Origin of the sequence: Streptomyces sp. NPDC050625 (genome assembly GCF_040654755.1) — a bacterium.
In the GTDB taxonomy this organism is placed as follows: Bacteria; Actinomycetota; Actinomycetes; order Streptomycetales; family Streptomycetaceae; genus Streptomyces.
In genome coordinates this window covers 215,934-228,933 of sequence record NZ_JBFAIQ010000013.1, presented here as the reverse complement: position 1 = coordinate 228,933, position 13,000 = coordinate 215,934, and the positions used below count along the sequence as shown (strand labels likewise).

Annotated in this window: 11 protein-coding genes; 3 read left to right on the top strand and 8 right to left on the bottom strand. The window is 69.9% G+C overall.

Features of this window, described 5'->3' with window-relative positions:
* Both AB0I54_RS27310 and AB0I54_RS27305 read left to right on the top strand, forming a co-directional pair.
* The coding region (locus AB0I54_RS27310) for an acyl-CoA carboxylase subunit beta (RefSeq protein WP_363298784.1) at window positions 1–1,338 on the top strand (1,338 nt) is incomplete at its 5' end.
* Between the two features lie 57 nt (window positions 1,339–1,395).
* Window positions 1,396–1,596 (top strand): acyl-CoA carboxylase subunit epsilon, encoded by a 201-nt coding sequence (locus AB0I54_RS27305; protein WP_363298783.1) that lies wholly within the window; start codon window positions 1,396–1,398, stop codon window positions 1,594–1,596.
* Window positions 1,597–1,690: 94 nt separating this feature from the next.
* Here AB0I54_RS27305 and AB0I54_RS27300 read toward each other — a convergent pair whose 3' ends face one another.
* From AB0I54_RS27300 to AB0I54_RS27265, 8 genes are all read right to left on the bottom strand, one after another.
* Window positions 1,691–2,272 carry an ATP/GTP-binding protein gene (locus tag AB0I54_RS27300; RefSeq protein WP_071369867.1) on the bottom strand — a complete coding sequence of 194 codons (582 nt, stop codon included), beginning with the start codon at window positions 2,270–2,272 and terminating at the stop codon, window positions 1,691–1,693.
* Window positions 2,253–2,822 (bottom strand): DUF742 domain-containing protein, encoded by a 570-nt coding sequence (locus tag AB0I54_RS27295; RefSeq protein WP_363298782.1) that lies wholly within the window; start codon window positions 2,820–2,822, stop codon window positions 2,253–2,255. The genes AB0I54_RS27300 and AB0I54_RS27295 overlap by 20 nt, the downstream gene beginning before the upstream one ends.
* Window positions 2,823–2,919: 97 nt before the next feature.
* A complete protein-coding gene (locus tag AB0I54_RS27290; RefSeq protein WP_004983065.1) occupies window positions 2,920–3,333 on the bottom strand; it encodes a roadblock/LC7 domain-containing protein in 414 nt (137 codons plus the stop codon).
* Window positions 3,334–3,343: 10 nt separating this feature from the next.
* Window positions 3,344–6,589, bottom strand: a complete 3,246-nt coding sequence (locus AB0I54_RS27285; RefSeq protein ID WP_363298781.1) for a nitrate- and nitrite sensing domain-containing protein — start codon at window positions 6,587–6,589, stop codon at window positions 3,344–3,346.
* A 379-nt stretch (window positions 6,590–6,968) separates the two neighbouring features.
* Window positions 6,969–7,544 carry an ATP/GTP-binding protein gene (locus AB0I54_RS27280; protein ID WP_067004841.1) on the bottom strand — a complete coding sequence of 192 codons (576 nt, stop codon included), beginning with the start codon at window positions 7,542–7,544 and terminating at the stop codon, window positions 6,969–6,971.
* Window positions 7,525–7,923: a DUF742 domain-containing protein gene (locus AB0I54_RS27275; protein WP_263213113.1), complete on the bottom strand. Its 399-nt coding sequence runs from the start codon at window positions 7,921–7,923 to the stop codon at window positions 7,525–7,527. Before AB0I54_RS27275 ends, AB0I54_RS27280 begins: the two co-directional genes overlap by 20 nt.
* Before the next feature lie 111 nt (window positions 7,924–8,034).
* Window positions 8,035–8,448, bottom strand: a complete 414-nt coding sequence (locus AB0I54_RS27270) for a roadblock/LC7 domain-containing protein (RefSeq protein ID WP_003973453.1) — start codon at window positions 8,446–8,448, stop codon at window positions 8,035–8,037.
* A 9-nt stretch (window positions 8,449–8,457) separates the two neighbouring features.
* The gene (locus tag AB0I54_RS27265; protein ID WP_363298780.1) at window positions 8,458–12,135 is read right to left on the bottom strand and encodes a nitrate- and nitrite sensing domain-containing protein; all 3,678 of its coding nucleotides are present in this window, start codon (window positions 12,133–12,135) and stop codon (window positions 8,458–8,460) included.
* A gap of 562 nt (window positions 12,136–12,697) precedes the next feature.
* Between AB0I54_RS27265 and AB0I54_RS27260 the strand changes: the two genes are divergently transcribed.
* On the top strand, window positions 12,698–12,883 hold the full coding sequence (locus tag AB0I54_RS27260; protein WP_363298791.1) for a hypothetical protein: 186 nt from the start codon (window positions 12,698–12,700) through the stop codon (window positions 12,881–12,883).
* The last annotated feature ends 117 nt before the right edge of the window (window positions 12,884–13,000 follow it).

Genomic DNA, 13,000 nt, shown 5'->3' with positions numbered 1-13,000 from the left:
TACACGGACGGTGTGATCACCGGCTGGGGGACGGTGGAGGGCCGTACGGTCTTCGTGTACGCGCATGACTTCCGGATCTTCGGTGGTGCGCTGGGTGAGGCCCATGCGACGAAGATCCACAAGATCATGGACATGGCGATCGCGGCGGGTGCGCCGCTGGTGTCCCTGAACGACGGTGCGGGCGCGCGGATCCAGGAGGGTGTCTCGGCGCTCGCCGGGTACGGGGGGATCTTCCAGCGGAACACGAAGGCGTCGGGTGTCATCCCGCAGATCAGCGTGATGCTCGGCCCGTGCGCGGGCGGCGCGGCCTATTCGCCGGCGCTGACCGACTTCGTGTTCATGGTGCGTGAGACCTCGCAGATGTTCATCACCGGGCCGGACGTGGTCAAGGCGGTCACCGGTGAGGAGATCACCCAGAACGGTCTGGGCGGCGCGGACGTGCACGCGGAGACCTCCGGCGTGTGCCACTTCGCCTACGACGACGAGGAGACCTGCATCCACGAGGTGCGCTACCTCCTCTCGCTCCTGCCGCAGAACAACCGCGAGAACCCGCCGCGGGTGGACTGCTCCGACGAGGCCGACCGGCGCGGCGACGTCCTGCTGGACCTGGTTCCGGCGGACGGCAACCGGCCGTACGACATGGCCAAGGTGATCGAGGAGATCGTCGACGACGGCGAGTACCTGGAGGTCCACGAGCGCTGGGCCCGCAACATCATCTGCGCGCTGGCCCGGCTCGACGGCCAGGTCGTGGGCATCATCGCCAACCAGCCCCAGGTGCTGGCGGGCGTCCTGGACATCGAGGCGAGTGAAAAAGCTGCGCGCTTTGTCCAGATGTGTGACGCTTTCAATATCCCGATCGTCACGTTCCTGGACGTTCCGGGGTTCCTCCCCGGTGTCGACCAGGAGCACGGCGGGATCATTCGGCACGGCGCGAAGCTGCTGTACGCGTACTGCAACGCGACGGTGCCGAGGATCTCGCTGATCCTGCGCAAGGCGTACGGCGGTGCCTACATCGTCATGGACAGCCAGTCCATCGGTGCCGACCTGACGTATGCCTGGCCGACCAACGAGATCGCCGTCATGGGCGCGGAAGGCGCGGCCAACGTCATCTTCCGGCGGCAGATCGCCGAGGCCGAGGACCCCGAGGCGATGCGCCAGAAGATGGTCAAGGAGTACAAGGCCGAGCTGATGCACCCGTACTACGCGGCGGAGCGCGGTCTGGTCGACGACGTCATCGACCCGGCCGAGACCCGCGAGGTGCTCATCAAGTCACTGGCGATGCTGCACACCAAGCACGCCGACCTGCCGTCGCGCAAGCACGGCAACCCCCCGCAGTAACCCGGCGGATCCTCCGCGGTACCCCCGCGGAAACCTCTCTCACGGAGACTGACACTTATGAACACCCCTGACATCCGCGTCGAGAAGGGCCACGCCGAGCCCGAGGAGGTCGCCGCCATCACGGCCGTCCTCCTGGCCCGCGCCGCCGCCCAGCCGACCGACTCCACCGCCCAGACCCACCGCGGCCGCGCGAAAGCCGGCTGGCGCCGTCTGGAGCGCGAGCCCGGCTTCCGCGCCCCGCACAGCTGGCACGGCTAGGCCGCGCCGCTTCAGCCGACGACCACACGAAGAAGGGCCCCTCTCCGCAGAGGGGCCCTTCTTCGTGTGGTCGTTGACGACTGGCGGTCGACGACTAGCGCAGCCGTGCCATCAGCGCGTGCTCCACCAGCGTGATCAGCGCGCTCTTGGCGTCCGCGCGGTGGCGGGCGTCCGTCGTGATGATCGGGGTGTCGGGGCCGATCTGCAGGGCCTCGCGGACCTCGTCCGGCTGGTACGGCTGGTTGCCGTCGAAGCCGTTGAGGGCGATGACGAAGGGCAGGCCCGAGTTCTCGAAGTAGTCGACCGCGGGGAAGCAGTCGGCGAGACGCCGGGTGTCCACCAGGACGATCGCGCCGATCGCACCGCGCACGAGGTCGTCCCACATGAACCAGAAGCGGTCCTGGCCGGGCGTACCGAACAGGTACAGGATCAGGTCCTGGTCCAGGGTGATACGGCCGAAGTCCATGGCCACCGTGGTGGTGGTCTTGTCCCCGGTGTGGGTGAGGTCGTCGATGCCGGCAGACGCGGACGTCATCACGGCCTCTGTGCGCAGCGGGTTGATCTCCGAGACGGCGCCGACGAACGTGGTCTTGCCCACGCCGAAGCCGCCCGCCACCACGATCTTCGCGGAGGTGGTGGAGCGGGAAGGACCGCCGCTAGAGCTTGCGAAGTCCACTGAGCACCCTTTCGAGCAGTGTCACGTCTGGCTGGCCACCGGCGTTCTCGTCGCCGCCGGGCTGATGGATGGCGACCAGGCCCGCCTCCGCCAAGTCGGCGACGAGGATCCTGGCCACGCCGAGGGGAATGGTCAGCAGGGCCGAGATCTCGGCCACCGACTTGATCTCTCGGCAGAGGTTGCAGATCCGCTGATGCTCGGGCAGCTGGCCCTGCATCTGGTGCGGCTGCGCAGTGGTGTGCACCAGCGCCTCGATGGCGAGCTGGTACCGCGGGCGGGTCCGGCCACCGGTCATGGCGTACGGACGCACCAAGGGGTTGTTCGACGCCCCGGCGGGCGCCGGCTCGGGACGACGCTGCGGCTGCACCGGCTGAATGCGCGGTGCCGACGGCTGGTCGTAGGGCGAAGGACCGGGGCCCTGCGGCGCGTACGGCTGCCGGTGGCTCGGGGCGGAGGGGAAGTTGTACCGGTTCGCGGAACCGTCGCCCTGGCCCTGGGCAGGGCCGTACGACCAGTTCCCCGTATTCGAACCGCCTGGGGGTGTTGCCACTTTCTCTCCTCCTCCGACCGTGCCGGGCACCCAATCCCTGTGGAGCCGCGTCCCGAAACCTTACGGCCCCGGGACGCGAAAACGCACCGTCTGACTGTTAGTTGAGAAGGCTTCCCTGGAGTTCGGCGCGCAGGTCCGGGGTGAGAACCGTGCCCGCGCGGTCGACCAGGAGTGCCATTTCGTACCCGATGAGGCCGATGTCCGCCTCGGGGTGGGCCAGGACTGCCAGCGACGAACCGTCGGAAATGGACATGATGAACAGGAATCCCCGCTCCATCTCCACAACCGTCTGATTCACGCTGCCTCCCTCGAAGATCCGGGAGGCGCCTGCCGTCAGCGACGTCAGACCGGAGGCGACGGCCGCGAGCTGATCGGCGCGGTCGCGGGGGAAGCCTTCGGACATAGCCAGAAGGAGTCCGTCGGCGGAGACCACCACCGTGTGGGACACCCCCGGGGTGTTGTCCACGAAGTTGGTGATCAACCAGTTCAGGTTCTGTGCCGCCTGGCTCATCGGGCTCACACTAACGCTCCTGGTTGTAGGTGCTGTCAGGGCCGAAACCCTGGCCGTTCGTTTCACTGCCTGCGTTGCGTCCGCGCTGGACGCCCCGACGCAGGTTGCTCAGCCTGCCCCGGACGTCCTCCGGGGCGCGGGAGACCTGTGGGCCTCCCTGGGGGGTGGTCTCGGCGGCTCCCTCGACCAGGTTGGCCTTGGGCACGCGCCGCGGCAGTCCGGAGGAGGTGACTCCGCCCGCCTTGGGCTTCCGGAGCTGCGAGGCCTGCTGCCAGCGCTCGTCGTTCGCCGAACGCCAGCCGTTGCCGTTGGTCTCCGGCACGGAGGCCGGCGCCTCCCGGTGTGCGCGCCCCGCCCCGTTCGAGCTGTTCGCGCCGTTCGTACCGCTCGCGATGGATCCGCGGCGGGGCAGCCCGGCGTCGGTCAGCTGGTGGGCGGCGGAGTCGGCCGCGCCCGGACGGTCGAAGCCTACGCGGTCACGCTCGTTCACGTCACCGGCCTGCGCGGATTCCGCTTCGGGAGCGTACTGGGCCGGGTAGCCGTTCTGGTAGCCGCCTTGCTGCGGCCAGTCGTCCTGGTAGGACTGCTCGCCGTACGCCGGATAGCCCTCGGGGGCCGCGTTGCGCGCGGCGGCGGGCCCCTCCTGGGCCGCCTCCGCATAGGTGGGCTCCGGGTAGCCGCCGTTCGGCGCGAAGCCGTCGCCGCTGGGCAGACCGCCGTTCGGCGCGAAGTACTGCTCGTCGTACGACGGCTGCTGCGGCTCCGCGTACGCGCTCTGCTGCTCCTCGTACGCAGCCTGCGGGTCGTAGGCCGCCGGCTGCTCCTGGTAGCCCGTACGGCTGCCGTCGTAGCCCTGCTGGGCGTCGAACTCGTCGTACGCGGGGGCCTGCGGGTCCTCCTGGGGGGCCTGGCCCGTCACGGACTGGGACTCCAGGGCCGCGCGGCGCTCCTCGCGCATCAGCGAGCGGCCCACCGGGTCCAGGTCGCGGATGTCGTCGGGGACGTCGGCGTAGCGGCTGTCGTCGAAGCCGAGCTCGGCCGCCGTGCGCATCGCCGGCTGCTGCTGCAGCTGGTTGAAGCTCTCACCCTGGAACTGCTGCTCCGGGATGATCTGGGAGACCGTGAACTCCTCGCGGTCCAGCGGCTGCTCGCCACCGCCACCGTGCGTGATCGCGTCCGGCAGCATGACCAGGGAGGTCGTGCCGGCCTGCTCGCCCGAGGGGCGCAGCTGGACGCGGATGCCGTGCCGGTCGGACAGCCGGCCGACCACGAAGAGGCCCATGCGCTGGGAGATCGCGGCGTCCACGGTCGGCGGGTTGGCCAGCTTGTGGTTGATGTCCGCGAAGTCCTCGGCCGTCAGGCCGATGCCCTTGTCGTGAATCTCGATCATCACGCGGCCGTCGGGGAGACGGGTCGCGGTGACGCGGACCTTGGTCTGCGGCGAGGAGAACGTGGTGGCGTTCTCCAGCAGCTCGGCGAGCAGGTGCACGAGGTCGGTCACGGCGCGGCCGTGGATCTCGGCCTCCGGGACGCCGGAGAGCTCGATGCGCTCGTACTGCTCCACCTCGGAGGAGGCGGCGCGCAGGACGTCGACCAGCGGGACCGGCTGGTCCCAGCGGCGGCCGGGCTCCTCGCCCGCGAGGACCAGGAGGTTCTCGCCGTTGCGGCGCATACGGGTCGCGAGGTGGTCCAGGCGGAAGAGGTTCTCCAGCTGGTCCGGGTCGGCCTCGTTGTTCTCCAGGTCGGTGATCAGGGTCAGCTGGCCCTCGATCAGCGACTGGTTGCGGCGCGAGAGGTTGGTGAAGATCGCGTTGATGTTGCCCCGCAGCAGGGCCTGCTCGGCGGCGAGCCGGACGGCCTCGCGGTGGACCTGGTCGAAGGCTCGGGCGACTTCGCCGATCTCGTCGGTCGAGGTGATCGGGATCGGCGCGACCCGGGTGTCGACCCGGCCGGGGTCGGTGCGGGAGAGCTGGTCGACCAGCATCGGCAGCCGCTGCTCGGCGATGCCGAAGGCGGCGTTGCGCAGCTGGCGCATCGAGCGGGACATCTGGCGGGCCACCATGCCGGCCAGGATGAACGCGGCGAGCAGGGCGACCACGACCGTGGCACCGGTGATGAACGCGGAGGTCTTGGCGTCGTCGGCGATGCCGGAGGCCTCGTCCACCGCCTTGTCGGCGAGACCGAACTCGATCTGCCGGTAGGCGTCGTACTTGAGCGTGTTGACCGCCCACCAGTTCTGCGCGGTGATGCCCTTGGTGGCGAGAGCGGCACGGGTGGTGGTGCTGGTGTCGGGCAGCGTCGCCAGGGCCGCGACCATCTTCTTCACGTCCGGCGGGGGCACGTAGCTCGGGTCCTTGCCCTTGGCCGCCTCGGCCATCGCCGCGCCGTCGGACTTCATCTTCGTCTCGGCGTCGGTGAGCTTCTGCGCGTCGGACTCGGTGCCACCGCCGACGTACTCCTCGACGGCGATCCGCTCCAGATAGGCGTACGACGACAGGGACACCCGCTGGGTCGCCAGGTTCGGCTGGTCCGGGCCGGGCTTGATCAGCAGGTGCATGCCGATCGACCGCTCCAGCGAAAGGGCGGCCTTGGTCAGCGAGATGGCGTAGACGGTACGGCCGTAGGAGGTGATGTTGCCGGTGCCCAGACCGAGCTCGTTGGCGAACTCCATCAGAGGGTGGGCGATCCCGACGTAACCCTCTTCGGTGTTCACGCCGGTCATCTTGGCGGTGTAGGCCGCGGCGCGCAGGTCCTGGAGCTTCGGCTCCTCCTCGCGGAACAGCTTCAGGCGGCGCTGCAGGCCGGCCTTCTGCGGCATGTTCTGCGCGGCCTGGTCGAAGGCGTCGGCGGCCTCGTCCGTCTGCTTGCGGGCCGCGACGACGGTGCTGTTGCTCTCGCCCTTGCCCTGCAGCAGCGGCGCCGCCGTGACGTCACGCTCGTTGTAGAGGGCGTCCGCGTAGCCGAGGGAGGCGCGCACCAGGCGCGCGGTGTTCTCGGCGTCCTGGGCCTCCTGCCAGGTGTCGATCGAGCTCTTCACCTGGAAGCCGCCCATGACGAGGCCGACCAGCACGGGTATGAGCAGGATCGCGTTCAGCCTGGTGGGCACTCGCCAGTTGCGCGGAGAGAAACGGCCGCCGCTCTTCGCGGGGGCGGCCGCCGGCTCCGAGCCTGGCACAGGGGTGGGCGCCGCAGCGCGCGGCGGCGGGGTGAAGTTGCCCCGTGCCGACGGCTCGGGACCGTTCTTGCTTCGCCTCACTCGACCAACAACCTCTCGGCGGCGGGCACCTACGACGTGCCGCAGTCTCTCAAGCCCGGTGTGTCACAGACCACTACTGAGTACGTCTTTGACTATTGGGCAGTTCAGGCATTCCAGCACGTCGACCAGCGCACATCCAAACAGTGCAAACCCCGGATTGGGAGGGATGTAAGCCCCAGATAAAACGGTCAAAAAGAGCGAGCCCCGCCAAAAGGCGGGGCTTTTGTGAGCGCAGCGGCACCGATCGACCGCGACGCGTGTCGACACCACCTGATTCCTCTGCCGAAACGTTATGAACACCGGAGCCGACCGTGTCAAAGGCCACAGCCGGCTCCGTAACGTTTACGACAACTGCCGTATGCCACTTTCGACTTGCGCGCTACCTCAACCGTGCCATGAGGGCGTGCTCGACCAGCGTGATCAGCGCGCTCTTGGCGTCCGCGCGGTGCCGGGCGTCGGTCGTGATGATCGGGGTGTCGGGGCCGATCTGCAGCGCTTCGCGCACCTCTTCGGGCTGGTAGGGCTGCTGCCCGTCGAAGCCGTTGAGCGCGACGACGAACGGCAGACCGCTGTTCTCGAAGTAGTCCACGGCCGGGAAGCAGTCGGCCAGACGCCGGGTGTCCACCAGCACCACGGCGCCGATCGCACCGCGCACCAGGTCGTCCCACATGAACCAGAAACGGTCCTGACCGGGCGTACCGAACAGATACAGGATCAGGTCCTGGTCGAGCGTGATACGGCCGAAGTCCATGGCGACCGTGGTGGTCGTCTTGTCCCCGGTGTGGGTCAGGTCGTCGATGCCCGCGCTGGCGGACGTCATGACGGCCTCCGTGCGCAGCGGGTTGATCTCCGAGACGGCGCCGACGAACGTGGTCTTGCCCACGCCGAAGCCGCCCGCCACCACGATCTTCGCGGAGGTGGTGGCCCGGCCCGCGTCAGAGCTTGCGAAGTCCACTGAGCACCCTTTCGAGCAGCGTCACATCCGGAGCGCCGCCGTTGTTCTCGTCGCCACCCGGCTGGTGGATGGCGACCAGGCCGGCCTCGGCGAGGTCGGCGACCAGGATCCGGGCCACACCGAGCGGCATGGAGAGGAGCGCCGACACCTCCGCGACCGACTTCACCTCACGGCACAGGTGGCAGATGCGCTGGTGCTCCGGGAGCAGCCCCATGAGCGCTGCCGGGTCGGCCGTGGTGCTTATCAGCGCCTCTATGGCGAGCTGATAGCGCGGCCGCGTCCGGCCGCCGGTCATCGCATAAGGACGTACCAGCGGCTGGTCGCCCTCGTCCCCGTACGGCTCCGCGTACGGATCATGAGAGGCGGTGGGCGGGGTCATGAATCCTCCGGGCGGGACAGCAGGTCGGTCAGTCGTGCCGTCGGACAGGGCCGGTGGGGGGATTGTGGCGGCCGGACGGTGATTTCGTGAGGTGAGTGGTACCGGGGCCGGTCAGTGGAGCAGACTGCCCTGGAGTTCGGCGCGCAGGTCCGGCGTGAGGACCGCCCCTGCACGGTCGACGAGCAGTGCCATCTCGTAGCCGACGAGGCCGATGTCGCACTCGGGGTGGGCCAGGACCGCGAGGGACGAGCCGTCCGAGACCGACATGAGGAAGAGGAACCCGCGCTCCATCTCGACGACCGTCTGCGCCACGTTGCCGCCCTCGAAGATCCGGGAGGCCCCGGCCGTCAGCGAGGTGAGCCCGGACGCGACGGCCGCCAACTGGTCGGCGCGGTCCCGCGGGAAGCCTTCCGACATCGCCAGAAGGAGACCGTCGGCGGACACGACGACGGTGTGGGACACACCAGGGGTGTTGTCCACGAAGTTGGTGATCAACCAGTTGAGGTTCTGTGCCGCCTGGCTCATCTGGCTCAACTAACGCTCCTGCTGGTGAGTGGGGCTCGGGTAGCTGCCGGTCTGGCCGGTGTTGGCCTGCCGACCCTGCGCGATACCCCGACGGAGGTTGGTCAGCCGGCCGCGTACGTCGTCAGGCGCACGCGAGACCTGCGGACCCGCTTGGTGCTGTTGCTGCTGAGCCGTGCCCGGTACGAGGTTCGCCCGGGGCACCCGGCGCGGCAGGCCGGAGGTGGTGACGCCGCCCGCAGCCGGCTGCCGTACGCGTTCTGCCTGCCGGACGAGATCGTCGTTCGGCGAGCTGCGCCAGGCACTCGGAGCGGGACGCTGGGGGGCCGCCGGAGCGGCTGAGGGAGCGGGACCCTGCGGCTGCTGCGGGGCCGGCGCCGAGCCGTTGCCCTGCTGGCCTGCCTGCTGGCCGCCGTGGAACCAGTTGGTCTCCAGGGTGTCGTACAGCGGGGTACGACCGTCGCCCGGACCGCTCGCCGGGGGCAGCGCCTCGGGCTCCTGACGGACCGGACGCTGCTCCGGGGCCGGCGGACGCTGCCCGCCGAAGTCGCCCGCCTGCGGCCGCTCGTACTGGCCGGTGGGCTGGGCGAGGTTCTGGTGCCCGGGCAGGGAGTGCTGACCGGTGGAGCTGCCGTCGTAGCCCGGCGCGGGGAACTGGCCGGTGGAACCGGCGTCGTAGGCCTGCGGGGCGGCGAACTGGCCCGTGCCGGAGCCGTTCGGCTGCCCGGCCGGAGTGCCGTAGACGTCGGGGCGGACGAACGAGCCCGTGTTCTGCGGGCCGTTCGCACCGGGCCGGGCGAACTGACCGGTGTTCTGGGCGCTGTTGAAGTCCTGGCGGGGGACCACGGGGATCTCGGCCGTCGAACCCGGGCCCTGCCGGTCGTCGACGCGCGGCATGCGCGCGGTCTGCGTCGGGTCCTGCTCGTCGTGGCCGCGCGGGGCGTCCAGCGAGGCGCGGGAGACCTGCGGCTGCGCGTTGTCGTCGCTCCAGCTCGGGGTGCGCTGCTGCGGGTTGCCGCCGGGCAGCTCGGCCCGCGCACCGCCGCGCGGCGGGAGCTGCCGGCCCTGGTCGGAGGCGTTGTTGCCGCGCTTCGGCGCCGCGGGACCGCGGCTGCCGAACATGTCCTGCTGGGGCGCGCCCGTGCCCGCCGCCTGCAGACCCTGCGGCGCTCCCGGCGCCTGTCCGCCGAAGCCGGCACCGGCCGGCGAGGGCCGGCCCTGCTGGTTCGCGGCCTGGCCCTGCGGACCACGCGCGCCACCCTGCGCACCGGGACGGCCGCCCTGGCCCGCGCCGGGCAGCGCCGCCCGCGGACCCTGACCGGAGCCGACCTGGCCCCGCGCGCCGGGGCCCGAGCCGAGACGTCCGCCGCCGGACGGCGCACCGCCGCCGAAGGCACCGCCGGCACCGAGGGCGCCACCGGGGGCACCGGCACCGAGGGAACCGCCCTGGTTGCCGCGGCGGGCCGCGGCCGCACCGGCCGCTGCCTGCGCGGCGGCCGGACCGCCACTCGCCGCGGGGGCGCCGGGCTTGCCGGGAGCGGGCTTCTTGCCGCCCTGGGCGACATCGACGGGAAGCATGACCAGCGCGGTCGTACCACCGGAGTCGGACGGGCGGAGCTGGATGCGGATGCCGTGGCGCTGCGACAGACGACCGACCACGAACAGACCCATGCGGCGGGACACCGAGACGTCCACGGTGGGCGGCGAGGCGAGCCGCTCGTTGATCGCCGCGAGGTCCTCGGGGGAGAGGCCGATACCGGTGTCGTGGATCTCGATCAGCACCCGGCCGTCGGGCAGCGCGTGACCGGTGACCTTGACCTTGGTCTGCGGCGAGGAGAAGGAGGTGGCGTTCTCCAGCAGCTCGGCGAGCAGGTGCACGAGGTCGTTGACCACGCGGCCCGCGACCTCGGTGGTCGGCACGGCGGCCAGCTCGATGCGCTCGTACTGCTCCACCTCGGACGCGGCGGCGCGCAGGACGTCGACCAGCGGGACCGGGCGGGTCCAGCGGCGGCCGGGCTCTTCACCGGCGAGAACGAGAAGGTTTTCACCGTTACGGCGCATACGCGTCGCGAGGTGGTCGAGCTTGAACAGCGAGGACAGCTGGTCCGGGTCGGCCTCGCGGGACTCCAGCTCGGAGATCAGCGAGAGCTGGCGCTGGATGAGACCCTGGGAGCGGCGCGAGAGGTTGGTGAACATCGCGTTGACGTTGCCCCGCAGCAGGGCCTGCTCGGCGGCGAGGCGGACCGCCTCGCGGTGCACGTCGTCGAAGGCCGCGGCCACCTGGCCGATCTCGTCCCGGGAGTGCACACCGACCGACTCCACGGACGTGTCGACGTCCTGCGGGTCGGACTCGGACAGCTGCTTGACCAGCTCGGGCAGGCGGTCCTGGGCGACCTTGGTGGCGGTCTCCTGCAGCCGGCGCAGCGAGCGGATCATGGAGCGGGCCACGACGAAGGCGCCGACCAGCGACACGCCGAGGACGATGAGGATCAGGGCACCGGAGATGATCGCGTCGCGCTCGGTGGCGTTGCGCAGCTCGCGGGCCTTCTGCTCCATGTCCTCGAGCAGCGAGTGCTCGATCTTCTTCATCTGGAGCAGCTTGGTCGAGCTGTCGTCCACCCAGTCGAGGTAGGAACGCTTGCTCTGGTCGGTGAGGCCGCTGGGGCCGCTCAGGGCACGCTTGGCGTAGGTGTCCGCGGCTTCGATGATCGAGTTGCCCGCGTCGATCGGCTTGAGGAGCTCGGCGACGTTGCCGCCCGCGTAGATCTTCCGGAAGATCGTGAGCTCGGAGCCCTCGCTGGACAGTGCCGACTGGCCGTAGAGCCGGTCGTTGTCCGAGAGCTTGCCGGCCGTCGTGTTGTTGTCGGGCAGCGCCGCGGCGATGACGGCACGCTGCACGGACGCGTACTCCTTGGCGGTGGAGAACGCCGCCAGGGCGCGGGTGCGCTGGATCATCTCGGGGTTGCTGGAGGCCTCCGCCATGTCCTGCGAGAGGTCGACCAGCTGGGTGATCAGCCGGTGGTACGACTCGATCGTCTGCGTCGAGTTGTCCTTGGACTGGTAGGCGCTGCGGCGGATCTTCGCGAGACCCTCCAGCTGGCCGACGAGGCCGACGAGGCTGTCACGGACGCCCTGGAGCTGACCGTTCTTGCTCGCCGCGTCGATCTCCTCGGAGGAGTCGATGAAGTTCTGCTTCGCCCGGTCGGTCTTGTCCTGGTAGCCCTTGACCGTGTAGTCGGTCGCCTTGAGGCCGTGGGCCAGCGGACCGGCGGACTGGTCGCGCTCCTCCTGGAGCGCGTTGGCCAGTTCGGTGGCCTGCTTGGTCATGTCCGTCAGCAGCTTCATGTTGTCGAGCTGCTGGATGTCGGTCATGGAGTCGCTGATGCGCAGCGCGCCCAGCGAGGTGGCCGCGACCACGGGGAGCGCGAGCAGCGACACCAGGCGCGTGGAGATGCGCCAGTTGCGCAGTGCTATTCGCGGACCCGGGCCGGTCGGACCCTGGACGGACTTCACTGTCGGCGCGGGGCTCGGCGACACGGCCGCGCCGGGGCGCCCGGAGCGCTCACCGCCGTCGCCGATGGGAACCGGGCCCGGGTTCTGGGCGTGCTGGGGCGAGGAACCGCGGTCGGTCCCGCCGTGCGGCTCCGGCTCCGCCGAAGCGCTGCCATCCCTCTTGAAACGTCCCTGCACTAGCGTCGCAACCTCTGGACCAGGCGCCCCTCCGCGCGAACGGAAGGACACGGTGTCGGCGTTGTGGGGAGCGTCCTGAATACGCCCCCCGGGTGTTCTTGAGCGACCGACGCTGGCTCCCCCTTCTCGCCGCCGCTCGGCGCTGCTCTGCGCCCCTGCGCCGGCTCGATCCCGCGGCGGTCCGTGGAATTCCAGCACAGTGCAGGATCTCCAACAAGGGCCGTGGACCGAGCTGTGACCTGAGTGACAGCGAGTGATCGGGAGGTTACGAGACGTAGAAGATGATCTCGTACATAACGGACGAATCCTTGTGAGTGACGGGGGTCGAGGGGGTGTCCCAGTCGCCATGATCAGGAGCGGAATGGTGGCTTCAGAGGGCGAATGTCCGTTTCGTTGCCAAGGATTGGGAGCCGGAATTGACCGGATTGCGCGCGGAGTCGTGAGCAAACTCACATGCGGATCCAGGGCAGTTGGCGACTTCGCCGGGGAATTGGATGTTTAGCCTGGCGCTTTACAAGAGGTAACTCGCTGCCAACCACTCACGACAGGGCGCCGTACAACCGTGAAGACGATGATGTTCCGCAACATAGCCAACCCGCGTCGCACGACCCTGGCGCACCTCGAGGACGCCGGCGAACTGCAGACCCCGGAGCAGCCGGAACACTCCGTCGACCTGCCCGCCCAGACTGCCAACCCCAAGCGCACCGTCCTCATGGAGGTCCCCGTGACCTCCTCCGTCGCGCAGTAGTACGGCGGCCGGCCGCCGGATGCTCAAGGCGGTCGGCGCGGAAGTTCCGGGGCGCCCCCCTTTGCCGCGTTAGCCTGGAGCGTCAGACTCCAGCCGGCTCAGTTAAGGGGCGCAAGG